The sequence below is a fragment of the Plantactinospora sp. A48 genome (assembly GCF_055793945.1).
On the sequence record NZ_JBTIXF010000054.1, the window covers coordinates 1 to 25,380 of the forward strand.

General features: G+C 71.1%; 28 protein-coding genes. 15 read left to right on the top strand and 13 right to left on the bottom strand.

Features of this window, described 5'->3' with window-relative positions:
* The 6 genes from ACXN5W_RS23260 to ACXN5W_RS23285 form a co-directional block, all read right to left on the bottom strand.
* Positions 1-1,272, bottom strand: a 1,272-nt coding sequence (locus tag ACXN5W_RS23260) for an amylo-alpha-1,6-glucosidase (protein ID WP_473160475.1), incomplete at its 3' end; no start/stop codon positions are given.
* Positions 1,269-1,652 carry an SCP2 sterol-binding domain-containing protein gene (locus tag ACXN5W_RS23265; RefSeq protein WP_473160476.1) on the bottom strand — a complete coding sequence of 128 codons (384 nt, stop codon included), beginning with the start codon at positions 1,650-1,652 and terminating at the stop codon, positions 1,269-1,271. The genes ACXN5W_RS23260 and ACXN5W_RS23265, both read right to left, overlap by 4 nt.
* A gap of 59 nt (positions 1,653-1,711) precedes the next feature.
* Positions 1,712-2,128, bottom strand: coding sequence for a CBS domain-containing protein (locus ACXN5W_RS23270; RefSeq protein ID WP_473160477.1), 417 nt, complete (start codon positions 2,126-2,128; stop codon positions 1,712-1,714).
* A gap of 97 nt (positions 2,129-2,225) precedes the next feature.
* Positions 2,226-3,248 carry an aspartate-semialdehyde dehydrogenase gene (locus ACXN5W_RS23275; RefSeq protein ID WP_473160478.1) on the bottom strand — a complete coding sequence of 341 codons (1,023 nt, stop codon included), beginning with the start codon at positions 3,246-3,248 and terminating at the stop codon, positions 2,226-2,228.
* A gap of 29 nt (positions 3,249-3,277) precedes the next feature.
* Positions 3,278-4,621: a M16 family metallopeptidase gene (locus ACXN5W_RS23280; protein WP_473160479.1), complete on the bottom strand. Its 1,344-nt coding sequence runs from the start codon at positions 4,619-4,621 to the stop codon at positions 3,278-3,280.
* A complete protein-coding gene (locus tag ACXN5W_RS23285; protein WP_473160480.1) occupies positions 4,618-5,910 on the bottom strand; it encodes a M16 family metallopeptidase in 1,293 nt (430 codons plus the stop codon). The genes ACXN5W_RS23280 and ACXN5W_RS23285 overlap by 4 nt, the downstream gene beginning before the upstream one ends.
* A gap of 157 nt (positions 5,911-6,067) precedes the next feature.
* Between ACXN5W_RS23285 and ACXN5W_RS23290 the strand changes: the two genes are divergently transcribed.
* From ACXN5W_RS23290 to ACXN5W_RS23300, 3 genes are all read left to right on the top strand, one after another.
* Positions 6,068-6,283 (top strand): hypothetical protein, encoded by a 216-nt coding sequence (locus tag ACXN5W_RS23290; protein ID WP_473160481.1) that lies wholly within the window; start codon positions 6,068-6,070, stop codon positions 6,281-6,283.
* 441 nt (positions 6,284-6,724) lie between these two features.
* Positions 6,725-6,928, top strand: a complete 204-nt coding sequence (locus ACXN5W_RS23295) for a hypothetical protein (protein ID WP_473160482.1) — start codon at positions 6,725-6,727, stop codon at positions 6,926-6,928.
* An 87-nt stretch (positions 6,929-7,015) separates the two neighbouring features.
* Positions 7,016-7,225: a hypothetical protein gene (locus ACXN5W_RS23300; protein WP_473160483.1), complete on the top strand. Its 210-nt coding sequence runs from the start codon at positions 7,016-7,018 to the stop codon at positions 7,223-7,225.
* Positions 7,226-7,282: 57 nt separating this feature from the next.
* On the opposite strand, the gene ACXN5W_RS23305 is transcribed toward ACXN5W_RS23300, so the two are convergent.
* Together ACXN5W_RS23305 and ACXN5W_RS23310 are read right to left on the bottom strand one after the other, a co-directional pair.
* The gene (locus ACXN5W_RS23305) at positions 7,283-7,837 is read right to left on the bottom strand and encodes a DUF1360 domain-containing protein (protein WP_473160484.1); all 555 of its coding nucleotides are present in this window, start codon (positions 7,835-7,837) and stop codon (positions 7,283-7,285) included.
* Between the two features lie 109 nt (positions 7,838-7,946).
* The gene (locus ACXN5W_RS23310; protein ID WP_473160485.1) at positions 7,947-8,300 is read right to left on the bottom strand and encodes a DUF6158 family protein; all 354 of its coding nucleotides are present in this window, start codon (positions 8,298-8,300) and stop codon (positions 7,947-7,949) included.
* Positions 8,301-8,451: 151 nt separating this feature from the next.
* On the opposite strand from ACXN5W_RS23310, the gene ACXN5W_RS23315 reads away from it, so the two are divergent.
* From ACXN5W_RS23315 to ACXN5W_RS23325, 3 genes are all read left to right on the top strand, one after another.
* On the top strand, positions 8,452-9,015 hold the full coding sequence (locus ACXN5W_RS23315) for a hypothetical protein (RefSeq protein WP_473160486.1): 564 nt from the start codon (positions 8,452-8,454) through the stop codon (positions 9,013-9,015).
* Between the two features lie 22 nt (positions 9,016-9,037).
* Positions 9,038-9,376, top strand: a complete 339-nt coding sequence (locus tag ACXN5W_RS23320; protein WP_473160487.1) for a DUF3817 domain-containing protein — start codon at positions 9,038-9,040, stop codon at positions 9,374-9,376.
* Between the two features lie 378 nt (positions 9,377-9,754).
* The gene (locus ACXN5W_RS23325; protein WP_473160488.1) at positions 9,755-10,717 is read left to right on the top strand and encodes a C40 family peptidase; all 963 of its coding nucleotides are present in this window, start codon (positions 9,755-9,757) and stop codon (positions 10,715-10,717) included.
* A gap of 206 nt (positions 10,718-10,923) precedes the next feature.
* On the opposite strand, the gene ACXN5W_RS23330 is transcribed toward ACXN5W_RS23325, so the two are convergent.
* From ACXN5W_RS23330 to ACXN5W_RS23345, 4 genes are all read right to left on the bottom strand, one after another.
* Positions 10,924-11,874 carry a sigma-70 family RNA polymerase sigma factor gene (locus ACXN5W_RS23330; protein ID WP_473160489.1) on the bottom strand — a complete coding sequence of 317 codons (951 nt, stop codon included), beginning with the start codon at positions 11,872-11,874 and terminating at the stop codon, positions 10,924-10,926.
* A 535-nt stretch (positions 11,875-12,409) separates the two neighbouring features.
* The gene (locus ACXN5W_RS23335; protein WP_473160490.1) at positions 12,410-13,375 is read right to left on the bottom strand and encodes an N-acetylmuramic acid 6-phosphate etherase; all 966 of its coding nucleotides are present in this window, start codon (positions 13,373-13,375) and stop codon (positions 12,410-12,412) included.
* Positions 13,372-14,292, bottom strand: a complete 921-nt coding sequence (locus ACXN5W_RS23340; RefSeq protein WP_473160491.1) for a MurR/RpiR family transcriptional regulator — start codon at positions 14,290-14,292, stop codon at positions 13,372-13,374. The genes ACXN5W_RS23335 and ACXN5W_RS23340 overlap by 4 nt, the downstream gene beginning before the upstream one ends.
* A gap of 85 nt (positions 14,293-14,377) precedes the next feature.
* On the bottom strand, positions 14,378-15,385 hold the full coding sequence (locus ACXN5W_RS23345; RefSeq protein WP_473160492.1) for an NAD-dependent epimerase/dehydratase family protein: 1,008 nt from the start codon (positions 15,383-15,385) through the stop codon (positions 14,378-14,380).
* 183 nt (positions 15,386-15,568) lie between these two features.
* Between ACXN5W_RS23345 and ACXN5W_RS23350 the strand changes: the two genes are divergently transcribed.
* The 9 genes from ACXN5W_RS23350 to ACXN5W_RS23390 all read left to right on the top strand — a co-directional run bounded on the left by ACXN5W_RS23350 (position 15,569) and on the right by ACXN5W_RS23390 (position 23,863).
* Complete coding sequence (locus ACXN5W_RS23350; protein ID WP_473160511.1) at positions 15,569-16,270, top strand: SDR family NAD(P)-dependent oxidoreductase; 702 nt, start codon at positions 15,569-15,571, stop codon at positions 16,268-16,270.
* Between the two features lie 136 nt (positions 16,271-16,406).
* Positions 16,407-16,985 (top strand): nucleotidyltransferase, encoded by a 579-nt coding sequence (locus ACXN5W_RS23355; protein WP_473160493.1) that lies wholly within the window; start codon positions 16,407-16,409, stop codon positions 16,983-16,985.
* On the top strand, positions 16,982-17,260 hold the full coding sequence (locus ACXN5W_RS23360) for a hypothetical protein (RefSeq protein WP_473160494.1): 279 nt from the start codon (positions 16,982-16,984) through the stop codon (positions 17,258-17,260). Before ACXN5W_RS23355 ends, ACXN5W_RS23360 begins: the two co-directional genes overlap by 4 nt.
* A gap of 35 nt (positions 17,261-17,295) precedes the next feature.
* Positions 17,296-18,087 carry a metallophosphoesterase family protein gene (locus tag ACXN5W_RS23365; RefSeq protein WP_473160512.1) on the top strand — a complete coding sequence of 264 codons (792 nt, stop codon included), beginning with the start codon at positions 17,296-17,298 and terminating at the stop codon, positions 18,085-18,087.
* A complete protein-coding gene (locus ACXN5W_RS23370; RefSeq protein WP_473160495.1) occupies positions 18,078-18,221 on the top strand; it encodes a GPGG-motif small membrane protein in 144 nt (47 codons plus the stop codon). Before ACXN5W_RS23365 ends, ACXN5W_RS23370 begins: the two co-directional genes overlap by 10 nt.
* Positions 18,222-18,655: 434 nt before the next feature.
* Positions 18,656-20,014: an ABC transporter substrate-binding protein gene (locus tag ACXN5W_RS23375; RefSeq protein ID WP_473160496.1), complete on the top strand. Its 1,359-nt coding sequence runs from the start codon at positions 18,656-18,658 to the stop codon at positions 20,012-20,014.
* A gap of 111 nt (positions 20,015-20,125) precedes the next feature.
* Positions 20,126-21,067: a carbohydrate ABC transporter permease gene (locus ACXN5W_RS23380; protein ID WP_473160513.1), complete on the top strand. Its 942-nt coding sequence runs from the start codon at positions 20,126-20,128 to the stop codon at positions 21,065-21,067.
* Complete coding sequence (locus ACXN5W_RS23385; protein WP_473160497.1) at positions 21,064-21,990, top strand: carbohydrate ABC transporter permease; 927 nt, start codon at positions 21,064-21,066, stop codon at positions 21,988-21,990. The genes ACXN5W_RS23380 and ACXN5W_RS23385 overlap by 4 nt, the downstream gene beginning before the upstream one ends.
* A gap of 121 nt (positions 21,991-22,111) precedes the next feature.
* Positions 22,112-23,863, top strand: a complete 1,752-nt coding sequence (locus ACXN5W_RS23390) for a glycoside hydrolase family 13 protein (protein WP_473160498.1) — start codon at positions 22,112-22,114, stop codon at positions 23,861-23,863.
* A gap of 82 nt (positions 23,864-23,945) precedes the next feature.
* Here the strand turns inward: ACXN5W_RS23390 and ACXN5W_RS23395 are convergent, their stop codons facing one another.
* A complete protein-coding gene (locus ACXN5W_RS23395) occupies positions 23,946-25,361 on the bottom strand; it encodes an MFS transporter (protein ID WP_473160514.1) in 1,416 nt (471 codons plus the stop codon).
* Positions 25,362-25,380 lie beyond the last annotated feature (19 nt).

Sequence of the window (25,380 nt, forward strand, 5' to 3'; positions counted from 1 at the left end):
CCCATCGTGATACGAAATCGAATCCCACGAATCCTTCCAACACTGGTTCTCCAACCCGTTACGGGTGTTACGCCGCTCGTACCACACGTACCCGTTCCCCATCAGATCCGCATACTCATCAATCCACCGCAACGCCTCCCGCGCCTCGAACTCCAACTCCCGCACCAACGCCGTATCACCACTCCACCGCTCGTACTCATCCAGCAGAATCACGAACAGACACGTACTGTCCGCCGCGCCGTAGTACGGGGTGTGCGGCTGGTCCGCGAAGGCTGCCGTCTCGCCGTACCGCATCTCGTGCAGGATCTTGCCCGGGTCCTCGTCCCGGAAGTCGTCGAAGCGGGTGCCCTGGAGGGCGGCCAGGGCCCGCAGGCAGGTCGTCGACAGTTCGGGGGTGAACGCGAGGGTCTGCAGGCAGGTGAAGATGCTGTCCCGGCCGAACATCGTCATGAACCACGGCAGCCCGGCCGCCGGCAGCGCCTGCCCGGGCAGCGACAGCGGGGAGAACCGCAGCGCCGCCAGGTCGGCGAGGCTGCGGTCGTACGCCCGGCTCAGCGCGTCGCACTCGCAGCTCATCTTCGGCGCGGCGGCCAGCCACCGTTGCAGGTCGTGCTGTAGTGCCATCCGCTCGGGACCGTGCGACTGGACCCCCATCCGCAGGTCCCGGCCGCCCGGTCCGACGGCGGTGGTCCGGACCAGCAGTTCGGTGGCCCAGGAGCCGCCGACCTCGACCTCGACCTCGAAGCTCAGTCCCCGCTCGTCCAGCTGGGCGGGCTCGGTTGACGAGATGAGCGTCTCCCGCCGGTAGTCCTCCCGGTGGTAGCCCAGGCGCAGCAGCTCCGGTTCCGCCTGGGCGTAGTACTCGCCCTTCTTGTTCAGGACCTCGTCCTTGATCTCGAACAGGTCGGCGAAGTCGGCGCCGGCCTCCAGCCGCAGCGAACAACGCAGCGTCTGCTCGCCGTGGTTCAGCACGGTTATCCGCTCCCGGAAACTGCCCCCGATCTCCCGCTGGCGGATCACCGAGACCTTGGCGTCGCCGTGATTGTTCGCCATGGCGGGTACGAGGAAGAAGCGCGTCTCGTAGTACTGCAGGTCGTCCACCGAGAGCCGGTTCAACCGGTGGCCGTCCATCGTGAGCACCCAGCGGGACAGGTACCGGGTGTCCAACGAGAACAGTCCGGTCGGCGTGCTCGGGGATCCCTCGATGTCGCCGCGCCCGTCGCAGACCACGAACGTGTTGCCGTCAAGGATGCTGACCAGGTCCTCGCTCACCTGTCGGCCCTCTCCGCTATCCGCCGCCGCGGCCCACGTGAATCCGGTGGGCCCGGGAAGAGCCGCTCGATCCGCAGGATCAGCACCGCGTTGCCGGTCAGGGTGATCGCGCCACGGAGGATCGCCGCGATGGTGTTCGCCTCACCCCGGATCAGCTGCGCGAACAACCTCGGGTTGGTGTTGACGACCAGGTCGGCTTCCCGGTCCTCACGCGACACCTGGACCTCGCCCCGGTCGATGACCATCGCCCAGTGCTCGCTGTGCGCCTCCTCGTGCAGGTCGAACCGCACGGTGCCGACGACCTTCTCCAGCAGCGGCTGATGCTGGCTGCGGTCAAGATCCCCGAAGAACTGGCTGATCACGTAGTCGTCGTCCGTCATCCGCGCTCCCCCGCTGCCGGTCCGCCCGCCGCCGAACCCTGCGACGGGCGGTACCCGTCTCAGTTGTTCGGCTCGTCCGCGCTGATGTCGGCGAGCACGGACTGCGGTTCCCGCTCCACGGCGAGGTCGCCGAGCGAGACCAGCCCGATCAGCTGGCCTTCCTCGATCACCGGAAGCCGGCGGACGCCGTACGTCCGCATCAGGTCCGCCGCCGCCACCGCGTCGTCGTACTGGCTGACGGTGACGATGTCCTGGCTGGTGATCTGGTTCAGCCGGGAAATGTCCGGGTCCATGTTTTCCGCCACGCCACGGACCGTTATGTCGCGGTCCGTCACGATGCCTATCACGTCGTCGCCATTGGTGACGATGACGTCTCCGATCGCCCGGTCCCGCATCTCCTGGGCGGCCGCGGTCAGCGTGTCGTTGCCGTCCATCGTGACCAGGCGGGTCGTCATGAACTCTCCGACCGTAGTCATCCCGTGGCTCCCCTCTTACTGACGGTGGTCAGCAGCGGGTACCCGGTCGTCGGGTCAGGTAACGTCCCGGTGGCGGGTGCGCGGCCAGCGGGGCTGGTCAGCCTCCGGCCAGCACCAGCTCGGCGATCTGCACGGCGTTCAGCGCGGCGCCCTTGCGGAGGTTGTCCCCGGAGCAGAACAGCGCCAACCCGTTCGGCGCCGTCTCGTCGGCGCGGATCCGACCCACGTACGTCGGGTCCTGACCGGCCGCCCGCAGCGGGGTCGGCACGTCCGCCAGCACCACACCCGGCGCCCGCCCCAGCAGTTCCCGGGCCCGCTCCGGCGGCAGTGGCGCGGCGAACCGGGCGTTGATCTGCAACGAGTGGCCGGTGAAGACCGGCACCCGGACGCAGGTGCCGGAGACCGCCAGGTCGGGAATGCCGAGGATCTTCCGGCTCTCGTTGCGGAGCTTCTGCTCCTCGTCGGTCTCGCCGGATCCGTCGTCCACCAGCGAACCGGCCAGCGGCAGCACGTTGAAGGCCACCGGCTCCGCGAACACGCGCGGTGCCGGGAACGTCGCGGCCGAACCGTCCATCGTGAGCTCCGCGGCCTGCTCGGCGACCTTGCGGACCTGCTCGTCCAGCTCCGCCACGCCAGCCAGGCCGGCTCCGGAGACCGCCTGGTACGTCGAGACGACCATCGCGACCAGCCCCGCCTCGTCGTGCAGCGGGCGCAGCACCGGCATCGCCGCCATCGTCGTGCAGTTCGGGTTGGCGATGATCCCCCGGGGCCGGACGGCGGCGGCCGCCGGATTGACCTCGGCGACCACGAGCGGCACCTCGGGATCCATCCGCCAGGCGGAGGAGTTGTCCACTACCACGGCACCGGCCTCGGCGACCCGGGGCGCCAACTCCCGCGCGGTGCCCTTGCCCGCCGAGAACAGCGCCAGATCCAGCCCGCGGTAGTCCGCCGTGGCGGCGTCCTCGACCGGAAGCTCGACGTCCCGGAAGGACAGCGTGCGGCCCGCCGAACGCGCCGACGCGAAGAGTCGGAGCTCGTCGACCGGGAAGTTCCGCTCGGCCAGCAACCGTCGCATCACGCCGCCGACCTGGCCGGTGGCCCCCACAATGCCGATCCTCATGGGGTCAGGCTACCGATTGGCGGACCGGTTCAGACCGCGACATCGGTCACTTCACCGAGCCCGGAGGCGACCAGCTCGTCCCGGATCACCGCGGCGTCGCCCTCGACGACCAGCGTGAGGTGCTCCGGACGCAGGTACGTCGCGGCCGCCGCGGAGACGTCCGACACCGTGGCGGCGAGCAGTTCCGCGCGCAGCCGGGCGTGGTAGTCGTCGGGCAGGCCGTACACGACCAGGGTGGCCAGTGCGCCCGCGATGGCCCGGGGGGTCTGCAACTCCACCGACAGCTGACCGGCCCGCCAGGACCGGGCCACCGCCAGCTCCTCCTCGGTCACCCCTTCGGCCTGGGTACGGGCGATCTCGCCGACCGCGTCGACCAGGGCGGGCGCGGTCACGGCGGTCTGCACCCCGGAGGCCACCACGAACCGGCCGAACAGCCGGGAGAGCCCGAAATCGGCCCGGATCCCGTACGTGTAGCCGCGTACCTCCCGGATCAGGTGGTTGAGCCGGGACGTGAACGCGCCGCCCAGCACGGTGCCGGCCAGGGTCATCGGCACGAAGTCGGGGTGGGCCCGGTGCGGTGCCGGGTGTCCCAGCCGCAGCGTGGACTGCACCGACCCGGGCCGGTCCACCAGCAGGATCCGGCGCTGCCGGTACGAGGAGTCGTACGGCTCACCGGTCCGGACCGGGCCACCAGTGGTGCCGCCGAAGGCGGTCCGCCCCAGCGCGTCGAGGTCGATCCGGTCCAGGTCGCCGGCCACCAGCAGGGTGCCCGGCCCGGTCAGCCAGTCCCGGTGGAACGCCGTCACGTCCTCGACGGTCACCGCGGCGACCGAGTCCGGGTCACCGCCCATGGGCCGGCCGTGCCGCCGGTCGGAGCCGAACACGTCGGCCCGCAGGGCGGCGTCGGCCCGCGGCCCGGGATTCGCCCACTGCATCCGTACCGCGGTGGCCTCGTCGTCCCGGACCCGGGCCACGTCGGCGGGGTCGAGCCTGGGCGTACGGACCGCCTCCGCCAGCAGTTCCACGGCGGCCGGCAGCCGTTCGGGCGGGACCTGCACGGTGGCCCGGAAGGAATCCCAGTCCGCCTCCACGCCCAGCCCGGTGCCCAGCCCCTCCAGCGCCAGCGCGTACGCCCCGGCGTCGCGGGTCGTGCTGCCCTCCTCGATGGCCTTGGCCACCACGCCGACCAGTCCCTCCCGGCCCGCCGGCTCGCGCAGCGCCCCGGCGTCGAGCAGCAGGCTGGCCACCGCGAGGTTGTGACCGGGCAGGTGCGCGGCCACCACCACGCCGCCCGCCACGTCGCGCCGGACCACCCGGGGAAAGCGGTACGACCGGGTGGCACCCGGACCGGGACGATCGGCGATCAGCTTCACGCGTTCTCCTCGGGCAGGTAGGTCAGGGTGACCCGGTCGGCGGGTCGGAGCACCTCGGCGGCCACCTCGGCCACCTGTTCGGCGGTCACCGAGAGCCAGGCCGGGAGCCGGTCGGCGGCGCGGGTCGGGTCGCCGAACTGGGTGGCGTACCGGCTCAGCGTGTCCGCCCGGCCCTCGACGGTGGCCAACTGCCGCCACCAGGCCGTGGTGAGCAACGCCCGGACCCGGTCTATCTCCGCCGGGCTGGGCGGCTCGGCCGCCAGCCCGTCGACCACCTCGGCCAGCCCACCCTCCAGGTCGTCGGCCGAGACCCCGGGCCGGGCGGTGGCCTCGATGATCAGCGGCGCCGGCCCCCATCGCAGGTCGACGCCGTACGCCTCGACGCTGTCCGGTTGGGCCAACCGCCTGCCGTCGGCGACGCGCTGGTAGAGCCGGCTGCCCCGGCCGCTGCCGAGCACCGCGGCCAGAACGGTGCAGGCGTCGTACTCGGGGGTGCCGAACGGGTCTGCGCGGTGCGCCAGGAAGACCCTGGGGGCGGGCACGTCGGCGGTGACCGTCTCCCGGGCCGGTACGCCGGTCGCCGGCACCACCAGCCCGTCCGGGGCCGGCGGGATGTCCGGGCGTGGTTCGAGACCGCCGAAGTACCGCCGGGCCAGCCCGAACACCTCGTCCGGGGTGGTGTCGCCGACCACCGTGAGCACCGCGTTGTTGGGCGCGTAGTAGGTGCGGTGGAACTCCTGGAAGGTGGCCAGGTCGGCCGCGTTCAGGTCGGCCATGGACCCGATCGTCGGGTGATGGTACGGGTGGCCCGGCGGGTACAGCAGGGCCAGCAACCGCAGCCAGGCGTCGCCGTACGGCACGTTCTCGTACCGCTGGCGCCGCTCGTTCTTGACGACCTCCCGCTGGTTGTCCAGCTTCTCGTCGGTCAGCGCGGGCACCAGGCCGCCCATCCGGTCCGCCTCCAGCCACAGGGCCAGGGCGAGGTGTTCCGCGGGCACGGTCTCGAAATAGTTGGTGCGGTCCGAGTTCGTGGTCGCGTTCAGCGAACCGCCGGCGCCCTGCAACAGCCGGAAGTGCTCGGTCTTGGCGACGTTGACCGAGCCCTCGAACATCAGGTGCTCGAAGAGATGGGCGAACCCGCTCTGCCCCTCCGGCTCGTGCCGCGCGCCGACGTCGTACCAGAGGTTGACGGCCACCACGGGAGCGTTGTGGTCCTCGCTCACCACCACCCGCAGGCCGTTGTCCAGTCGGGTCTGTTCGATCGGCCAGGGGTAACCGGTCTCGGGCATGCCCAGAACGTTAGCGGATACCCACCCTTGGTAGGAGTACGCGCACGCCGACCCCCTGCAAGGAAGGGCACCTTGTTATCGCTTTTTGTACAGGAAGGGCCCCTTCTTAACTCCACGTCGGGAGTACGCCGGGCGGGTTCCGGGTACCGGCCGGGTCATGAGTGAGCACAGCAGCGTAGACGGTCGGGTGGAGTCACGTGCCGGGCATCTGCTCCCGGAGGAGCGGGTGGTCGGCAGCGCGGATCCGGAGGCGCAGGCCGAGGCCATTCTGGCCGAGTCGGACATCCGGGAGGCCGACCAGCGCGCCGCACCGGACACCATCCTCGAACACCGGACCTCGACGGAGGCCGCCGCCGTCGAGCCGCCGGACTGAGCCGCGACGGCACCGGCCGGCCCGGAGTTGCGGATCGGCGGTGCGCGACGGGTCCGCCGCGTCAACTTCGCCGCGTCAACAAGGGACCCTTCCTATACAAAAAGCGATAACAAGGTGCCCTTCCTTACCGCCCTGCAGCGCTCGGGGGGCGCAAACTCGTCGGCACCGAAAAGGCGCCGCCCACGACCTCGCGGTCATGGGCGGCGCCGGGTGTCGGTGTGCAGGTCGCCTCTCGGCGAGTGGCACAACGTGGCTCCGGCCGAACCGGTATTCCACGAAGGCAATTTAGGTGAGGCCCGGGGACACTGGACACACCGACAGTCGTTCCAACCGCGCCTCCGGTGCCGATGTTCCGGGCCGAGGTGTAACCCGGGTCACTCCATTGGCCGGTGTCGGACCCCGCGCCCGTTTGACCCGGCTCCTGCCGGGTAGCTGTGAGCTGTGACCGACGAGACCCGCCAGCGGCTGGACGACCTGCTCGATGACCTGTGGTCCGGGCAGGAGCGCGTGACGCAGGCCGAGATCCACCGGCGGGCCGTGGCCGCCGAGATGCCGGCGGACCTGCTGACCCGGATCACCGCGATGCCCGAGGGCGAGTACGCGGCAGACGAGGCGGCGGAACTGCTGGGCGGCACGGCCGGCTGAGCTTCGATCCCACCCCGCCGTGATCAAGTCTCCGGCTTTGCGGTCCTTCCCCAATCCGCCGAGTCCACCGGTTCGAAGGAGTCCTCCATGACCGACAGCAACCTGCCCGACCACGACCCGGCGGACGAGAGCCTGCCGGCGATCGGTCAACCCCGTTCCGGCCCGGACCCGGACGCCGACCCGGACTTCGCCGGTGAACACGACGAGACCGCCGTCTCCAGTGACATCATCACCGATGATGACGCCGGGGACCGTGAGCCCGAGGCGCCACGTGGGTGGTCGGGCATGCAACGTTGAGGCGTACGTCGAGCGGGGCACTGCCGTTCGGCGGTGCCCCGCTCGCTGTTCGTGGCCTCACCCGGTCTTGGCGGTTTCGTGACCGGCGGCTCGGGGATGGCCCTCGGCCGCCTGCTGCGCGACCGCGTATCCCATCTGGAGGAAGTCCGAGGCGGCGACGGCGGTCAACGCCGTCGCGACGAGCCGGGTCAGCCGGGGGGCCAGGACGAGTCCCCCGGTCAGACCGGTGGCTATCCAGACGGCCAGACAGAACGGGCAGCTCAACAGCTCGCCGATGGCGTGCCGGGTACCGCTGCCGGAGTCCCGCACCTGTTCCATCACCTCGCCGCTGCCGATCGGCCGGTCGTAACGGGTGAACGGCGCCCGCAGCGGGCTGGTGACGGCGTCCTTGGCGAGGAGCCGGCTGAGCTTGTGGGTGGCGATCGACAGCAGCACCACGTCGGCGGTCGCCGGTCGCTCCGGCACCGGCCGACCGGTGGCCCGGACGAGGCCGGCGATCCCGCTGATCACCCCGCCGTACGTGGTCATCGCCACCAGATAGCCGCCGAGCGGGCGGTGTTCGTGCGGCGCGTACGCCTGGCGCAACCGGCCGATCCTGTCACGAAGGCTCATCGTCGCTCTTTCCCGTGCGTCAGTTGCGGACGGATCAACCGGCGGTGAGGTCACCGGCGACCTCCGGGTCCGGAGCGTCCAGGGCGCCGCCGCTCCCTCGGCGACGCGGTCACCCGACGTCGCGCAGTCGGTGCGGGTCGACCTCCCGGCCGGGGAACCGGGTCAGGTACTCGGTCTCCAGGTCGGCGGTCCGCCGCAGGTGGTTGGCGAGCGCCGAGTCGGCGGCGTGCCGCAGCGTGTCGAGGCGGGTGCGGTGCAGGCTGTGCATCTCCCGCAGCAGGTCCTCGTCGGCCAGTTCGGCCGGATCCACCCCCAGCGGCTCGGGCTCCTCGGCACCGAGGTCGGGGACCGTGGCGGCGGCCGGACCCGCGCCGTCCCATCCGCTGACCCGCTGTTCCGGGCTGTCGGCCATCAGCCGGCCCGCACCGGCCGGCGTGAACTGATCACGTATGGGGTCGCTCATCGTCGCTCCCGGGGTCTCGTCGCGGTCTACCGCCTACACCGTTGCCCGCCCCGGCCGCCACCAAACCCAGCCGGGGGCACCAGAGCGGGGGGCGGCGCGCTGCTACGACGGGCCGTCGGAGTGGCGCGGGCCCGCCGGTACGCTCGATGCCATGCGACGGCTGTTGACCCCGGGCTGGCTGGTGCGGCACGCACTGACCGTGCTGCTGGTCGCGGCCTTCCTGGGGCTCGGTTGGTGGCAGATCAGCCGGGCCGCCGACGGAAACACCCTCAGCTGGGGGTACGCGGTAGAATGGCCGGTGTTCGCCGGTTTCGTGGTTTTTCTCTGGTTCCGGGAGCTTCGACACACTCTGCGCGCTCCGGCCGACCCGGATCCTCGGCCCGACACCGACCTCGCGACCCGCGGGAATGCCGATTCGGGCCCGGATGGTGCCGGCACCGACGCAGCCGATCCCGGGCCCGGCCCCGGGGGCACTCGGGGGACCCGGGGCACCGGAGGCGCCCGCGCCGAGGACACCGATCGGGACGCGGCGATGGTTGGCCCGGTGCGCGCGGGCGGTTCCACCTCCACCGGCTTCCGACCCCCGGTCCGCACCGCACGGCGGCCGGCCACACCCGTCGACCCCGGCGAGGACGATCGGCTGGCCGCGTACAACGATTATCTGTCCTGGTTGAACGCCAATCCCGGCGCCCGGCCGGGCGACTACCCCGGCTGAGGCCGGCAGGAAGGAACGGACCGTGGGCGCAGCCCTGACCCGATACCGCGTGATCGCGTACGTCGTGGGTGTGGTGTTGATCGTGCTCGTGGCGATCGGCATGCCCCTCAAGTACATCTGGCACGACGAGACGGTGGTGGCCACCGTCGGCCCGGCGCACGGCTTCCTCTACCTGGTGTATCTGGCCGCCGCTTTCGACCTGGGCCGTCGGGCGAACTGGCCGTTGAAGCGGATGGCGCTCGTGATGCTCGCCGGCACCGTGCCGTTCGTCTCGTTCTATGCCGAGCGCCGGGTCACCGCCTGGCTGGGTGACCGGGAAGCGACGACCGCCGAGCCGCCGCTGGCCCGCCAGGCCGGCTGACCGACACCCGGGCACCGGCAGGCGTCGGCTCCGGGCAGGACCGGCCCTTGGCAGCGCCGACCCTGACCGGATGGGCGAGCACCACGTCACTACCGAGAGCTTTCAGCCAATAACTCGAAGTAATGGTGACATTCCGTTGATCGGGCTATTTTGGCGCGAATCGCACACATCGTGCTGACGGGGCCCGACTTTCGGGTTACCTTGGGCCCGCTGGGCCGGTCGTCCGTCACCGAGTGGGTGGCCCCGGCCCGGTGCCGTCGCCTCGCCGGCCCACCTCGGTGACCCTCGGGTTGCCGCGTCCGGGCCCGGAAGCCCCCGTCCCGGGTCGCCACCAGCCTTCCGGGACCCGAAGCGGCGGGCGGAAGAAGGGTTCACCTCTTGTCGCCAGTGCGCGTCCTGCTGCGCACGCTCGCCATGGCCGGCGTGTCGGCCATGCTGGTCGCACCGACCTCGGTGGCCCAGGCCGCCCCCTCGGTGGACGAGTTGACGCAGCAGATCAACCAGGCATCGGCCCAGCTGGAGAAGAAGGTCGAGTCCTACAACCGGCTCAACGAAGAGATCAAGAAGACCCGGGCCGCCTCGGGCGAGCTGGCCAAGAAGCTCGGTCCGCTGCAACAGCAGATGGAGCAGGCTCAGACCCAGGTCGGACAGTTGGCCGCCACCGCGTACATGACGGGTGGACTGCGTACCGCCGGTGCTCTGCTGGAGACGACCAGCGCCGACACCCTGGCCAGCAACCTGGGCACGCTGGACCAGCTGGCCCGGGACCGGCAGCAGAAGGTCTCCGGCTTCACCCGCTCCCAGCAGGAGTTCATCGCCGAGAAGGCTCGGCTGGACGAGACCCTGGCCCGGCAGACCGCGCAGGCCAAGGAGCTGGACGCGGGCAAGAAGAAGATCGAGGGAGACCTCGACCGGTTGTACAAGATGCGCCGGGCCGCCTACGGCTCGGAGCGCTCGTCCGGCGGTTCCTACTCGGGCAAGATCCCGGCCGTCTCCGGCAAGGCCGGGGTGGCGGTGAAGTACGCGTACGGGGCGATCGGCAAGCCGTACGTCTGGGCCGCGGACGGCCCCGACGGGTACGACTGTTCCGGGCTCACCATGGCCGCCTGGCGGTCCGCCGGGAAATCCCTGCCGCACAACGCGGCGATGCAGTGGGACGCGGTGTCGCACATCGGACGCGGCTCGCTGAAACCGGGTGACCTGGTGTTCTACAGCTCGCTGGGGCACGTCGCGCTCTACGTGGGCAGCGGGAAGGTGATCCACGCCCCGCAGGCCGGCGAGGACGTCAAACTCGCCAGCGTGGACATGATGACGCCCTACGGCTACGGCCGGGTCCGGTAGGCACCCGGACCGATCCAGCCGGCAGCGAGCACCGGCGGCACCGACCGGACGGGTCAACCGCCGGACCGGCGGCACCGGCCGGACGGTAAGCACCAAGCCGGATCTTCCGGTACCAACGACGGCGAACGGCCGGCGCCCATTCGGACGCCGGCCGTTCGCCGTACATTCCGGTCCGATCCGCCGAGACCGGCGGGTCGGAACGTGGGTCAGGCCGCCTGCAACCCCTCGGCGCGAGCCAGCTCACGGAGCCGGCCGAGCGCCTGGATCTCCAGCTGCCGGATCCGCTCACGGGACAGCGAGAACCGCGACGCGACCTCGGTGAGCGAGTGCTCCCGTCCGTCCTCCAGGCCGTACCGGGCCCGCATGATGCCGGCGGACCGGTCGTCGAGGTGGTTGAGCAGGCCCTCGATCCGCTGCCGCTCCAGCGCCGTCAGCACGACCTCCTCCGGAGAGGGAGCGTCGCTGTCGGCCACCAGGTCACCGAGGTTGGTGTCGCCGTCGTCGCCGACCGGCGTGTCCAGCGAAACGGTGTCCTGCGACCAGCGGACCAGTTCGCTCACCCGCTCGACCGTCACGCCCAGCGCCTTGGCGATCTGCTCGGGCTCCGGGTCGCCGCCCAGCTCGCGGGTGAGCTGTCGGGCCACGTTGCGCATCCGGTTGACGTCCTCGACCAGGTGCACCGGCAGCCGCACGGTCCGCTCCTGCTGCGCGATGGCCCGGCTGATCGCCTGCCGGATCCACCAGGTGGCGTACGTCGAGAACTTGTATCCGCGCTCGTAGTCGAACTTCTCGACCGCCCGCACGAGACCCGTGTTGCCCTCCTGGATCAGGTCCAGCATCGGCATTCCGGATCGCACGTAGCGCCGGGCGATCGACACGACCAGCCGCAGGTTGGCCCGGATGAACAGGTCCTTGGCCCGCTCGCCGTCGGCCACCAGCCGGTCCAGCTCGGCCCGGTCGACGCCGTCCGGAATCCGGTCGGTGTCGAGCAGGTGCTCCGCGTAGAGTCCGGCCTCGATCGACTTGGACAGCTCGACCTCCCGGGCCGCGTCGAGCAACGGTGTACGGGAGATCTCGTGCAGGTAGACACCGACCAGGTCCCGCTCCTCGGCAACCTCGTCGGTTCGCATAACGATGTTCTTATCCACGTTGCCCACGATCCCCTCGTTCGCGCCGGTCGCCCGGTTCCTTGCCGTCCGCACTACCGTCAGCCCCTCCCCGGTAACCTCCGCCATGCCCCCCGGTGCTGACATCTACACAACAGATGAGACGCATCAGGGATTCCGTGTGGTGAGTCGAAAGTGTCACGAATGCCTGGGTAGTTGCTGAGAGCACAATCGGGGTTTGCTGTCAGGCGCCCCGTCGGGATCGGTAGAAGCCGTGTAACCCGTGCGGCGGGGCCGGCGATGGCCGCGCGCTACCCACTTGCCGGACCTCATAACACCATGACGTTTGCGATGCCCGCAGCGACGCGCGTCACCACATGATTGCGACGCTCGTCACGTCCCGCCCGACGACGAGCGGTGGTTCACGGCCGCCCGGAGAATACCCGTGGGCCCCGCCGCCAATCCCGGACCGGCCGGCCCACCGGGTCGGTATCACGGCCGGGCGGTGGGCATCCACGGGGCCCGGGGGTGGGTGACACCGGGCCCGGAAGGCGGGCGACACGGGGCCGGGCGGTGGGCGGCACGGTCAGGAGGCGAGCAGCGCGAGCGCTCCCCGGACCTGGTGCGCCGAGCGGGCCAGCGCCACCCGGGCATCGGCCACCGCCGCCCCGGAGACCAGCGCGACGAGGGCGGGTTTGACCTCGCCGCCGGCCTCGGCCAGGGTCCGGCGCGAAGTCTCCTCGTCGCAGCCGGTGGCGTCCATGAGCATCGAGATCATTCGGCCCCGCAGCTTGGCGTTGGTCGCCACCATCTCGATCATCAGGTTCGAGTAGACCCGCCCGAGTCGCACCATGACCGCCGTGGAGAAGGCGTTCAGCACGAGCTTCTGGGCGGTAGCCGCCTTCATCCGGGTCGACCCGGTGACCACCTCGGGACCGGTGTCCACCCCGAGGAACACCCGCACCTCGGCGGCCGCGGCGGCGTCCGGGTCGGCGCAGAGCAGCACGGTCTCCGCCGGTAACCCGCGGGCCGCGCGCAGGGCGCCGAGCACGTACGGGGTACGACCGCTGGCGGCCAGGCCGATCACGAGGTCACCGGGCCGTACGCAGGCCAGCGCCTCGGCCCGACCGGCCGGCTCGTCGTCCTCCGCGTCCTCCACCGCCCGGGTGAGGGCGGCCGTACCGCCGGCCAGGTGCGCGCAGAACCAGTCCGGCGGCGCGTTGTACGTCGGCGGCAGTTCCGCCGCGTCGAGCACCCCGAGCCGGCCGGAGGTGCCGGCGCCGAAGTAGTGGATCCGACCGCCGGACCGCAGCGCCGCCGTACCGAGGTCGACGGCCACCGCCAACTCGTCCAGGACCGCCGCGACGGCGGCCGGCACCTGCTGGTCCGCGTCATTGATCAACGCGAGCACCGCACGGCTGGACATCAGATCGAGATCGGTGCTGAGTGGATGCCGGCGCTCGGTCGGCGCGCCCACCCGGACCACGGCGCGGGCTTCGTCGAGGTCGATCCCGCCGTCCCGGCCGACCGCCGGATCGCCGGACGGGGTCATGCCCGCCTCCGGCCCGGGCCGTCGACCCGGTGCGGTCGCACCGCGTCCGCGGTGGCCTCCAGCGCTCTGCGGGCCCGGGACCGGTTGCGGGCGGCCACCCCCACGAACAGGCAGTCCACGACGGTCAGCTGGGCCAGCCGGCTGGCCGTGGCACCGGACCGGTACGTCGTCTCCCGGGCCGCCGTGGTGAGCACGAAGTCGACGACCTCGGTGATCGGCGAGCGCGGGAAGTTGGTGAGCGCCACGGTGGTGGCGCCCCGGCCCCGTGCCTGCTCGAGCACCTCGATCACGTCCGAGGTGGTGCCGGTGTGTGAGATGCCGACGGCCACGTCGCCCTTGCTGAGCAGGGCCGCCGAGGTCAGCGCGGTGTGTACGTCCGGGAAGTAGAAGGCGATCCGGCCGATCCGGTGCAGCTTCTGCTGGAAGTCGCTGGCCACGAAGCCGCTGGCCCCCGCACCGTAGATGTCGATCCGGGCGGCGGCGCCGATCGCCTCGACGACCCGCTCGCAGACCTCCGGGTCGAGCTGTTCGGCGGTCTCCTCCACGGCCCGCGCGTCGTTGAACGCGATGGTGGCGATGATCTGGGCCAGGTCGGCGCCGGGCGGGATGTCGCCACCGACCACCCGGGCGTCCACCGGCTCGATCCGGCGGGCCGCCTCCGCGGCGAGCCGGATCCGCAACTGCGGGTAACCGTCCATGCCGACGGACCGGCAGAACCGGATCACTGTCGCCTCGGATGTCTCGGCCGCGGTGGCGAGGTCGGTGATGGTCCGCCGGGCGGCGTCGGCCGGATCGGCGACGACCAACCGGCCGACCCGCTGCTCGGCCGGCGAGAGCGACGGCAGCAGGCCGCTGATGTGGACGATGAGCCCACCACCGCTGGAGTGGGTCGCGGAAATCTTCGCACTCTTCGCCACGCATGAAACTTACTTTCACCAGGCCGGAGCGTCAACCACGACACGGCCGGCGTGGCGTCCCCCACCGGCCGAGCGGGTCGGCGGGTCACGCGACGTCGCGGGTGTGCCATTTCCGCAGCACCGCCACCTCCTCCTCGGCGGTCAGTCCCCCGCTCGAAACGTCGGCCGGATGCTCCGACAGCCACTGGAGGGTGGCCGCGGCGGTCTCGGCTACCGGCCGCACGGCCAACCCGGCCGCCGCCGCGAGCGTGGCGTCCCGGGACATCACTCCGGCCTGCTCCGGCACCCGCAGCCAGAGCGGCAGGGACCGCTCCCCGGACCACTCCCGGACGTCGTTCGCGGCCAGGAAGTCCTGGTCGACCCAGGTCAGTTCGGGGTCCGGGCGACCCACCCCGGCGGCCACGCCGGCCAGGAACTCCGCGCGGGGCAGCACCGGCCCGACCCCGTCGTACGTGCCGGCCAGTCGATCCCGGGCGGCCCGTACCAGCCAGGCGGCGAGGTCCCGGACGTCGACGAACTGCACCGGTTCGTCCGGCCGGCCCGGCGCCAGCACCTCGCCGCCGCGGGCGAGCCGGGCCACCCAGTAGGGGAACCGGTCGCTCGGGTCCTCCGGGCCGATGATCAACCCGGCTCGGCAGATGAACGACCGGTCCGCGCCGAGCGCGGTCAGCACCTCCCGCTCGGCGGTGACCTTGCACCGGCCGTACCACTCGAAACCGGGACCGGTCCCGTCCACCTCGGGCGGCGCGGGCGCCAGCAGTGGGGCGTCGGGCCGCTGGCCGGGGGTGGCCTCGTCGGCGTACACGGACACTGTGGAGACGAAGACCCAGTGCCGGGTCCGTTCGGCGAGCGTCGCCAGCGCGTGCCGGACGTGACTGGGCCGCCGCGCCACGTCGACCACCGCGTCGAACGGGCCGGTGAGCGTCGCCAGGCCGTCCGGATCGTCGCGGTCCACCGTGACGAACCGGGCGCCCGGCACCGGTTCACCCGCCCGGCCCCGGGCCGCGCAGGTGACATCGTGGCCCTCGTCGAGGGCCTGCCGGGCGACCGCCCGGCCGAGAAAGCGGGTACCGCCGAGAACGAGAAGTCGCATGGCCGCGATCCTCGCCGGCCCACCGCCGCGGCGGCCAGGTTCTTACGCCGTGGGCAGAGCTTCTTATGCCGTGGGCAGAGCGGACGCCCGTGCGTCACCGACTGTGGCACACGGGTTACGGTTCACCGCATGGTGAGCACGGATCCCGGACCGGCGGCTACCGGACCGATGGCGACCGGAACGGTGGCGACCCGTACCGCGTTGGTGACCGGCGGTCGCGGCGGCCTCGGGGCCGCGGTCGTCACGGACCTGGTCGCGGCCGGTTGGCGGGTCGTCGTGCCGGTACGGCCCGGGGCGGAACCGCCGCCCGGCAGCGGTACGTCCGGCGGCCCGGTGGTCGAGGTGGCCACCGACCTCACCGACCCGGATCAGGTCGACCGGGCGGTGGCCAGCGCCGCGAGCGAGGTCGGCGCCCCGCTGCGCGCCGTGGTCAACCTCGCCGGTGGGTACGCCTCCGGCCGGCTGGTCCACGAGACCTCGCTGGCCGACTTCGAGCGGATGCTCCAGACGAACCTGCGGCCGACGTACCTGGTGACCCGGGCCGCCCTGCCCCGACTGATGGCCGCCGGGGGTGGCTCGATCGTCTGCGTCTCGGCCCGGGCCGCGACGGCCCCGTTCCCCGGGGCGGCCGGATACGTGACCGCGAAGGCCGCGGTGCTGGCCTTCGCCTCGGCGGTGGCCGTGGAGTACCGGAGGGCCGGCGTGCGGTGCAACACCGTGCTGCCCAGCGTGATCGACACCCCGGCCAACCGTGCCGCCCAGCCGGCCGCCGACCACTCCCGGTGGGTCTCGCCCGCCGAGATCGCCGGGGTGATCCGGTTCCTGGTCGGCGACGAATCCGCCCCGACCAGCGGCGCCGCCATCCCGGTCTACGGCCGCGCCTGACCCGCCCCCACCCTCCCGCCCCGCCCGGGCCCGCCTCCCGGGCGGGTGGGACAGGTGTGAACGGCCGGAATGCCGGGTAACGGGATATCTCCACCCCACCGAGTAGATCCGAGCGCGGGGCGAGCGGGAGACATTGATGGCAGAACGCGGGGACGAGAGCCTGGTAGACACCCTCAAGCGGGTGGCGGCCGTCCTCAAACAGTCCGAGATCCCGTTCGCGCTCGGCGGCAGCTTCGCCGTCTACGCGCACGGTGGCCATTCCAGCGATCACGACGTCGACTTCCTGCTCCAGGAGCAGGATGTCGAACGCGCCCTCGAGGCGCTGGCGGCGGCCGGCTTCCGTACCGAACACCCGCCGGAGGACTGGCTGGTGAAGGTGTACGACGAGGACCGGATGGTGGATCTGATCCACCGGCCCATCGAAACGCCGGTGACGGCCGAGACGTTCGCCGACACCGTCGTACGGCCCGTGGACGCCATCCACATGCCGGTGCTCTCGGCCACCCAGCTGATGGTGCACAAGCTGCTCAGCTTCTCCCAGCACTACTGCGACTTCGCCCGGGGCCTGCCGCTGGCCCGGTCCCTGCGCGAGCAGATCGACTGGGACCGGGTCCGCAAGGAGACGGAGCACTCGCCGTACGCGGAGGCGTTCCTGATCCTGCTCGACCGGCTGGACGTCGTACCGCTGCCGGGCGTGAAGGAGATGACCGCATGACCGAGAGCTATCCCCGAACCGGGGCCCAACCCCCCGCGGACTACCTTGAGGCGGCCGTGCAGCGGCTGCTCACCGAGAACGCGGACGTGGCGGAACAGGGCATCACGGTGACCCGCCGGGACGACACGCTGGTCCTCTGCGGCGAGGTGGAGAGCGCTCGCCGCCGGGACGAGATCCTCCGGCTGGTCGTGGAGCACTTCCCCGACGTACCGGTGGCCGTCGACATCGGGCTGGTCCGGTCACAGCCGCCGACCGAGGTCGAGGACCTGCGATGACCGGGGCGGACCTCGATGACCGGGGAGGACCTGGGATGGCCGGGGAGGGCAGCGTGATCAGGATCGCGGCGGTCGGGGACGTCCATCTCGACCAGGATGTCGTGGGCCGGTTCCGGCCCGCGCTGGAGCGGCTGGCCGAGCACGCCGACGTGCTGCTGCTGGCCGGCGACCTGACCCGGCACGGCACCGAGCGCGAGGCGCGGTGCGTGGCCACCGAGTTCGGCGGGCTGGCCGTCCCGGTGGTGACCGTGCTGGGCAACCACGACTACCAGTGTGACGAGGTTCCGCAGGTCATCCGGGTGCTGGAGGATGCCGGCCTGATCGTGCTGGAGGGCACCAACACGGTGCTGGACACCCCGGGCGGCCGGCTCGGGGTCGCCGGGGCGAAGGGCTTCGGCGGTGGGTTCGCCGGCCGGTGCGCCAGCAACTTCGGCGAGCCGGAGATGAAGGCGTTCGTGGGGACCACCATGGCGATCGCCGACCAGCTCAGCGAGGCGCTGCACGACATGGAGTGCGATGTGCGGGTGGCGCTCACCCACTACTCGCCGGTCCCGGACACCCTGGCCGGCGAACCCCCGGAGATCTACCCGTTCCTCGGGTCGTACCTGTTGGGTCAGGCCATCGACTCGGCGCCCACGGCCCTGGCCATCCACGGCCACGCGCACGCCGGCACCGAGCGCGGCACCACCCCGGGCGGGGTCCGGGTACGCAACGTCGCGCACCCGGTGATCAAGCAGGCGTACAGCGTCTATCACCTGCATGACCACGGCGGAAGCCCGAAGGTTTCCGCCGCGAGCGGGTCGGGTATTTCGCAGCCATGGAGCTGATTCTCTACATTCTCGCAGCCGTACTCGTGATCGCCGGCGTGCTCGCGCTGTTCCGGCGGCAGCTTCTCTGGGGCATCGTCCTCATCATCGTCGGCCTGCTGGTCGGGCCCGGCGGCGTCAGCATCTTCACCTGATCCCCAGCCCTGACCCCCCTGATCTCTGACCCCCCGACCCCTACCCCCCACCGAAACCAGCCCGCCGGGGCCGCCACCCGCGGGTCGACGTCCTCCCGACAGTCGACCCGAGGTGGCGGTCCCGGCGCCTCTTTGTGCCGACCCCGCCGAAACTGACCGCAGAGGCGGCGGCGGCACCGGATCGGTAACAACGGCAACGGAACGGACACCGCTCCTGACCAGCGACGAGAGCCTGTCCGGGAATCCGCAAGTCGGTTGCGGCCGGATCCGAAAATGGTTGTTACCTCGACGTTCAATCGTTATCGACTCGATCAACTGGTAACCATTGCGCAGCCGTCCGGACACGGATTGACTGGCCGTTGAGTGTCCCGTCCCGGGCGTTGCGTTCGCGGCGCCAACGGGTCCGCGCAGCGAAACCAGAAAGGAAAGGGCGTATGTCCCTCCGCCCCACGAAGCCGCGGTTGGCGGCCGCGTCGGCTGGCGCCCTCGGCCTCACCCTCGCCCTCGGCATCACGGCCTGTGACAGCGGCTCGTCGAACGACGCCGCCAACGAGCCCAAGACCGACTGCAGCCAGTTCTCCCAGTACGGCGACCTCTCGGGGAAGACGATCTCGGTGTACACCGGCATCGTCACGCCGGAGGACACCGCCTACATCAAGTCGTACAAGCCGTTCGAGGACTGCACGCACGCCACGGTGAAGTACGAGGGCGACAAGTCCTTCGAGACGCAGATCCTGGTCCGGGCCCAGGCCGGCAACCCGCCGGACATCGCCATCGTGCCGCAGCCGGGTCTGCTGCGGCAGCTCGTGGCGACCGGCAAGGCCAAGGAAGCGCCGGCCGAGGTGAAGGCGAACGCCGACAAGTGGTGGGGCGCGGACTGGGTGTCCTACGCCACCGTCGACGGCAAGTTCTACGGCGCGCCGTCGGGCGCCAGCATCAAGTCGCTGGTCTGGTACTCCCCCAAGGAGTTCACCGACAACGGCTACCAGGTGCCGAAGACGCTCGACGAGCTCAAGGCGCTGACCGACAAGATCGCCTCCACCGGAAAGAAGCCCTGGTGCGCCGGCATCAGCAGCGGTGACGCCACCGGCTGGCCGGTCACCGACTGGATGGAGGACTGGATGCTCCGGCTCTACGGGCCGGACACCTACGACAAGTGGGTGCACCACGAGATCCCGTTCAACGGGCCGGAGTCGACCGCCGCGCTGGACGCGGCGGGTGCCTACCTGAAGGACCCGAAGTACGTCAACGGTGGCCTCGGCGACGTGAAGAGCATCGCCACCACCACCTTCCAGGACGCCGGTCTGCCGATCCTGGACGGCAACTGCTCGCTGCACCGCCAGGCCAGCTTCTACGCGGCGAACTTCCCGAAGGGCACCAAGGTGGCCGAGGACGGTGACGTCTTCGCCTTCTACCTGCCGGGCAAGACCGCCGAGGACAAGCCGCTGCTCGGTGGCGGCGAGTTCAACCTGGCCTTCTCGGACCGGCCGGAGGTCAAGGCGTTCCAGACCTACCTGTCGACCGACCTGTGGGCCAACACCAAGGCCAAGCTGTCGCAGGGTTGGGCCACCGCCAACAAGGGCCTGGACCCGAGCAACGTGAGCAACCCGATCGACAAGCTGGCGGTCGACCTGTTCCAGGACCCGAAGGCCGTGTTCCGGTTCGACGGCTCGGACCAGATGCCGGCCGCCGTGGGCTCGAACGCGATCTTCAAGCAGTGCACCAACTGGATCACCGGACAGAGCACCAAGGACACCGTCGACAAGGTCGAAGCCGCCTGGCCTGCCAAGTGACCTGTGGCTTCATCGACCGGCCGGTGACCCCATCCCGGGGGCGCCGGCCGGTCGCCTACCTCTCGGAAAGGAGGTGAGGAGGCCGTGACCACAGCCGACAAGTTCCTGACCATGGGCGCCGCGGTGCTCCTCTTCGTCGCGGTCCTCGGGGTCATCCTCTTCGTCGCCAGCCGGTTCGGTGGCCGCCGCAGCAACGGGGTGGTGGCGTATCTCTACCTGTTCCCCGCCCTGCTGATGCTGGCCGTGGGGTTGGTCTATCCCGGACTTCGCACGATCTACCAGTCGTTCTTCGACGCCGCCGGCACCTCGTTCATCGGGCTGGACAACTACAAGACGATCTTCACGAGCGAGGACCAGCTCACGGTGCTCCGCAACACCGTGCTCTGGGTGCTGGTGACGCCGTTCGTGGCGACCGCCGTGGGGCTGCTCTACGCGATCCTGGTGGACAAGGCCAGGTTGGAGGCGGTCGCCAAGGCGTTCATCTTCCTTCCGATGGCGATCTCGTTCGTCGGCGCCGGCATCATCTGGAAGTTCATCTACGAGTTCCGTCCGGACCAGGCCGGCATCAAGCAGATCGGTCTGCTCAACCAGCTCGTGGTGCTGTTCGGTGGCAAGCCGCAGCAGTGGCTGGTCGACTCGCCGTGGAACACGCTCTTCCTGATCGCGGTGATGATCTGGATCCAGGCCGGTTTCGCGATGACCGTGCTGTCCGCGGCGATCAAGGCGATCCCGGACGACATCGTCGAGGCGGCCCGGCTGGACGGCGTCACGGCGTTCGGAATGTTCCGGTTCATCACCATGCCCAGCATCCGGCCGACCCTCGTGGTCGTGCTGACCACCATCGGCATCGGTACGCTGAAGGTGTTCGACATCGTGCGGACGATGACCGGCGGCCAGTTCTTCACCAGCGTGGTGGCCAACGAGTTCTACAGCCAGAGCTTCCGGGCCAGCAACCAGGGGCTCGGCGCGGCGCTGGCGGTGCTGCTGTTCATCCTGGTCATCCCGATCGTCGTCTACAACATCCGCCAACTGCGGGCATCGGAGGCACGATGACCACGATCAGCGAGCCGCTCACCACCACCCCGCCGATCGTTCCGGGTCCGGCAAGTCCGGCCAGGCGGGCCCGCAAGGCGCTGACCTCCCCGTGGGCCTCGCTGGCCGCGGTGATCATCGCGGTGCTCTGGACGGTGCCCACGTTCGGTCTGGCGATCTCGTCGTTCCGCCCGGAGCGGCAGATCAAGACGACCGGCTGGTGGACCGCGTTCAGCGATCCGCAGTTCACCCTGGACAACTACCGGGCGGTGCTCGGCATCGGCGAGGACGCCAGCTCGACCAGCCTGGCCGCCTACTTCGTCAACTCGATCGTGATCACCATCCCGTCGGTGATCATCCCGATCAGCCTGGCCACGCTGGCGGCGTACGCCTTCGCCTGGATGAAGTTCCCCGGCCGCAACGTGCTGTTCGTGGCGGTCTTCGCGTTGCAGATCGTGCCGATCCAGGTCACGCTGATCCCGCTGCTGCGGCTGTACGTGGACGCGGGCATCGCCGGGACCTACTGGCCGCTCTGGCTGTCCCACTCGATCTTCGCGCTGCCGTTGGCGATCTTCCTGCTGCACAACTTCATGCGGGAGGTGCCGGCCGGGTTGCTGGAGGCGGCCCGGGTCGACGGCGCGGGACACGTGGCGATCTTCTTCCGGGTGCTGCTGCCACTGCTCACCCCGGCGCTGGCCGCGTTCGGCATCTTCCAGTTCCTCTGGGTCTGGAACGACCTGCTGGTGGCGCTCACCTTCGCCGGCGGCGGGACCGACGTCGCGCCGATCACCGCGCAGCTGGCGAACCTCACCGGGACCCGGGGGACGGCCTGGCACCTGTTGTCGGCCGGCGCCTTCGTCTCGATCATCATCCCCGTGCTGATCTTCGTGGGCCTGCAGCGGTACTTCGTCCGCGGCCTGCTCGCGGGCAGCGTCAAGGGCTGAGAACGCCCGACAACAGCCGCCCCCGGCCCATCCGGTCCGGGGGCGGCTGTCCGCCCGGCGTGGCCCGACCACCGCCCGGCCGCGGGTCCGGAAACCCGCCAGCCGCCGATCACAGCGCGTGATGTGGTTCGCGGGCGGCCCGACAGGGCAGACTGAGAAAACGACCAGCCCGAACCAGACCTCTCGGGAGCACATCCTGGACACCAACGAGACGACCGCCCAGCCCACCGACCGGACCGGCACCCCGGCCGACTGGTGGCAGGACGCCGTCATCTACCAGATCTATCCCCGTTCGTACGCCGATTCGGACGGTGACGGCGTCGGCGACCTGCCGGGCATCACCGCGCGCCTCGGGCACCTCGCCGAACTGGGCGTGGACGCCATCTGGCTGTCGCCGTTCTACCCGTCGCCGCAGGCCGACGCCGGGTACGACGTGGCGGACTACCGCGACGTCGACCCGCTGTTCGGCCGGCTGGAGGACGCCGACAAGCTGATCGCGCAGGCCCGGTCACTCGGCCTGCGGGTCATCGTCGACCTGGTGCCCAACCACACCTCGTCGGCGCACCCCTGGTTCGGCGCGGCGCTGGCCGACGAACCCGGCGGACCGGCCCGGCAGCGCTACATCTTCCGCGACGGCCGGGGTCCGGACGGCGCCGCGCCGCCCAACGACTGGCAGAGCGTCTTCGGCGGCCCGGCCTGGACCCGGGTCAACGACCCGGACGGCACCCCCGGGCAGTGGTACCTGCACCTGTTCGACGTGGGCCAGCCGGACCTGAACTGGGACAATCCCGAGATCCGCGCCGAGTTCCTGGACATCCTGCGGTTCTGGCTGGACCGTGGCGTGGACGGGTTCCGGGTGGACGTGGCACACGGCCTGATCAAGCAGGCCGACCTGGCCGACTGGTCGGAGCCGCAGGAGATCCTCTCGGGCGAGGATATCGACAAGCCCCGGCCGCCGATGTGGGACCAGGACGGCGTACACGAGATCTACCGGTCCTGGCGGAAGCTGCTGGACGGCTACCCGGGCGACCGGATCCTGGTGGCCGAGGCCTGGGTCGAGCCCGCCGAGCGGTTGGCCCGGTACGTCCGGCCGGACGAGATGCACCAGGCGTTCAACTTCGAGTACCTGCTGGCCGCCTGGACCGCGCCGGCCCAGTACGCCGTGATCACCCGGTCGCTTGAGGCCGCCGACGCGGTGGGCGCACCGACCACCTGGGTGCTGTCCAACCACGACGTGGTCCGGCACGCCTCCCGGCTCGGCCTGCCGATCGGCGCCCCGAGGCCCAACGGCATCGGCGCCGACGACCCACAACCGGATGCCGTCCTCGGGCTGCGCCGGGGTCGGGCCGCCACCCTGCTGATGCTCGCGCTGCCCGGGTCGGCGTATCTCTACCAGGGCGAGGAACTGGGCCTGCCGGAGCACACCACGATGCCCGACGCGGCCCGCCAGGACCCGACCTGGCTGCGCAGCGGGCACACCGAGCGGGGCCGGGACGGCTGCCGGGTACCGATCCCGTGGGAGGCGGACGCCCCGTCGTACGGGTTCGGGCCCACCGACGCGAGCTGGCTGCCCCAGCCGCCGATCTGGGCCGAGTACGCGCTGGACCGTCAGCGCGGCGTCGCGGGCTCGACGTACGAGATGTACCGGACGGCCCTGCGGCTGCGCCGCGAGGCCGGGCTCGGCACCGGCACCCTGGAGTGGCTGCCGGCCGGCGACGACGTGCTGGCCTTCCGCAACGGTTCGCTCGGCGTGCTCACCAACTTCGGTACCGAGCCGCTGCCGCTGCCGGCCGGGGCGGAACTCCTGCTGTCCAGCGAGCCGCTCGACGACGGCCGGGTACCCACCGACGTGACCGCCTGGTACCGCGCCTGACCCGAACGCACAGCTGTAAGGAAGGGCCCCCTGTTATCGCTTTTTGTATAGCAGAGGGCCCTTCCTAACGCCCCGGTCCCGGTCAGTCGCGGTGGCCACGGTCCTCAAGCAGTCGGTGTACCGCCGTGATGTCCCGGGGCGAACTCCGGGAGGCCCACCAGTACATGATGCCGGTCGGGATGAAGAACAGCTGGAAGGCGGCCAGCCCCACGGCGAAGTTCAGCGGCGGCGGGAACGCCGTCCGCAGCGCGCCGAACGCCACGCCCACCAGGCCGTTGCCGGCCGCCCGGCCCACCCCGTTCACCAGGTTGCCGAGGCTGTAGACGGTGCCCCGGTGTTCCGGCGGGTTGACGTCGGCGATCAGCGCGAACCAGTTCGGCGAGTTCGCCGAGGTGAGCCCGAGCGCGAGGACGGCCGCCAGCAGGCTCAGCCCGACGGTGGGCTCGGTCACCACGCTGGCCAGCACCGCGCTGACCACCGCGCCCGCACCCGCGCCGTCCGGCACGTCGACCCGGAGCGGCACGAAGAACAACACCAGGTAGAACGGCACCGCCGCCAGCACGCCGACCGCCGCCACCAGGGCCCGGCCCCGGGCGGTACGGCGTTGCAGCGCGTCGCCAACCAGCCCGCCGACGATGGACAGCACCCCACCGAGCTGGAACAGCGTCGCGAAGACGCTGCCCACCACGATCGCGGTGGCCGACGAGTAGCCCTGGGCCAGCGCCCGGTTGCTGAACAGGAAGGGCAGCCAGACCAGCGAGCCGAACGCGAACTGCGCGGTCAACCCCTGCAGGACCAGCCAGACGTTGGTCCGGCGGCCGAGGATGCGCGGCAGGTCGGACCGGCTGATCCGGTAGTCGTACTCGGCGCCGGCCGCGAGCGCGTCCGCCAACTCGGGCTGGCTCTGCCCCCGCCGGATGTCGTACGTGAACAGGTACGCGACCGTGGCCAGCACCCCGGCGCCGGCGAGCACGAGAAACGGGCGGTGCCAGTCGGTGGCGCCGAGGATCCCACCGGCCAGCGTGCCGGCCAGCGTGCCGACGCCCTGGGACAGCCCCCAGAAGCTCATCACCAGCCCGCGCCGGCGGGGCGAGATGAGGTCGGTGACCACGGAGAAGCCGACCGAGCCGACCGCACCCAGCCCCACCGCGGCGACCAGTTGGGCCGCGAAGAACACCTGGTATCCCCCGGCCAACGCGCTGCCGGCCATGCCGGCCGCCCAGATCAGGGTGCCGACCATCAGCAGCGGCTTGCGGTCGGTCCGATCGCCCACGTACGCCCAGCCGACCGCGGCCACCGCGCTGACCAGGAAGGAGACCGCGGTGACGTACCCGATGTTCCGCTGTGGCACCGCGAAGGCCGCGCCGAGCGACGAGTAGATCGGCGGTACGAGCCCGATCGCCACGTTGTCCAGCGACGCCAGCACGATGAAGACGACCACGCTGTAGTACCGGTGCCCCGTGCTCCCCCGCCAGAAGGGCCCATCGCTTACCTCTATTGGAGAGGGGACTATGTCT

Excerpts from the sequence above, each read along its gene's own strand:
- ACXN5W_RS23265 (WP_473160476.1), bottom strand. The coding sequence starts at position 1,652 with ATGACGGACGACGACTACGTGATCAGCCAGTTCTTCGGGGATCTTGAC.
- ACXN5W_RS23270 (WP_473160477.1), bottom strand. The coding sequence starts at position 2,128 with ATGACTACGGTCGGAGAGTTCATGACGACCCGCCTGGTCACGATGGAC.
- ACXN5W_RS23275 (WP_473160478.1), bottom strand. The coding sequence starts at position 3,248 with ATGAGGATCGGCATTGTGGGGGCCACCGGCCAGGTCGGCGGCGTGATG.
- ACXN5W_RS23285 (WP_473160480.1), bottom strand. The coding sequence starts at position 5,910 with ATGCCCGAGACCGGTTACCCCTGGCCGATCGAACAGACCCGACTGGAC.
- ACXN5W_RS23290 (WP_473160481.1), top strand. The coding sequence starts at position 6,068 with ATGAGTGAGCACAGCAGCGTAGACGGTCGGGTGGAGTCACGTGCCGGG.
- ACXN5W_RS23300 (WP_473160483.1), top strand. The coding sequence starts at position 7,016 with ATGACCGACAGCAACCTGCCCGACCACGACCCGGCGGACGAGAGCCTG.
- ACXN5W_RS23305 (WP_473160484.1), bottom strand. The coding sequence starts at position 7,837 with ATGAGCCTTCGTGACAGGATCGGCCGGTTGCGCCAGGCGTACGCGCCG.
- ACXN5W_RS23310 (WP_473160485.1), bottom strand. The coding sequence starts at position 8,300 with ATGAGCGACCCCATACGTGATCAGTTCACGCCGGCCGGTGCGGGCCGG.
- ACXN5W_RS23315 (WP_473160486.1), top strand. The coding sequence starts at position 8,452 with ATGCGACGGCTGTTGACCCCGGGCTGGCTGGTGCGGCACGCACTGACC.
- ACXN5W_RS23335 (WP_473160490.1), bottom strand. The coding sequence starts at position 13,375 with ATGACCCCGTCCGGCGATCCGGCGGTCGGCCGGGACGGCGGGATCGAC.
- ACXN5W_RS23345 (WP_473160492.1), bottom strand. The coding sequence starts at position 15,385 with ATGCGACTTCTCGTTCTCGGCGGTACCCGCTTTCTCGGCCGGGCGGTC.
- ACXN5W_RS23355 (WP_473160493.1), top strand. The coding sequence starts at position 16,407 with ATGGCAGAACGCGGGGACGAGAGCCTGGTAGACACCCTCAAGCGGGTG.
- ACXN5W_RS23360 (WP_473160494.1), top strand. The coding sequence starts at position 16,982 with ATGACCGAGAGCTATCCCCGAACCGGGGCCCAACCCCCCGCGGACTAC.
- ACXN5W_RS23365 (WP_473160512.1), top strand. The coding sequence starts at position 17,296 with ATGGCCGGGGAGGGCAGCGTGATCAGGATCGCGGCGGTCGGGGACGTC.
- ACXN5W_RS23370 (WP_473160495.1), top strand. The coding sequence starts at position 18,078 with ATGGAGCTGATTCTCTACATTCTCGCAGCCGTACTCGTGATCGCCGGC.
- ACXN5W_RS23375 (WP_473160496.1), top strand. The coding sequence starts at position 18,656 with ATGTCCCTCCGCCCCACGAAGCCGCGGTTGGCGGCCGCGTCGGCTGGC.
- ACXN5W_RS23380 (WP_473160513.1), top strand. The coding sequence starts at position 20,126 with ATGGGCGCCGCGGTGCTCCTCTTCGTCGCGGTCCTCGGGGTCATCCTC.
- ACXN5W_RS23385 (WP_473160497.1), top strand. The coding sequence starts at position 21,064 with ATGACCACGATCAGCGAGCCGCTCACCACCACCCCGCCGATCGTTCCG.
- ACXN5W_RS23390 (WP_473160498.1), top strand. The coding sequence starts at position 22,112 with ATGTGGTTCGCGGGCGGCCCGACAGGGCAGACTGAGAAAACGACCAGC.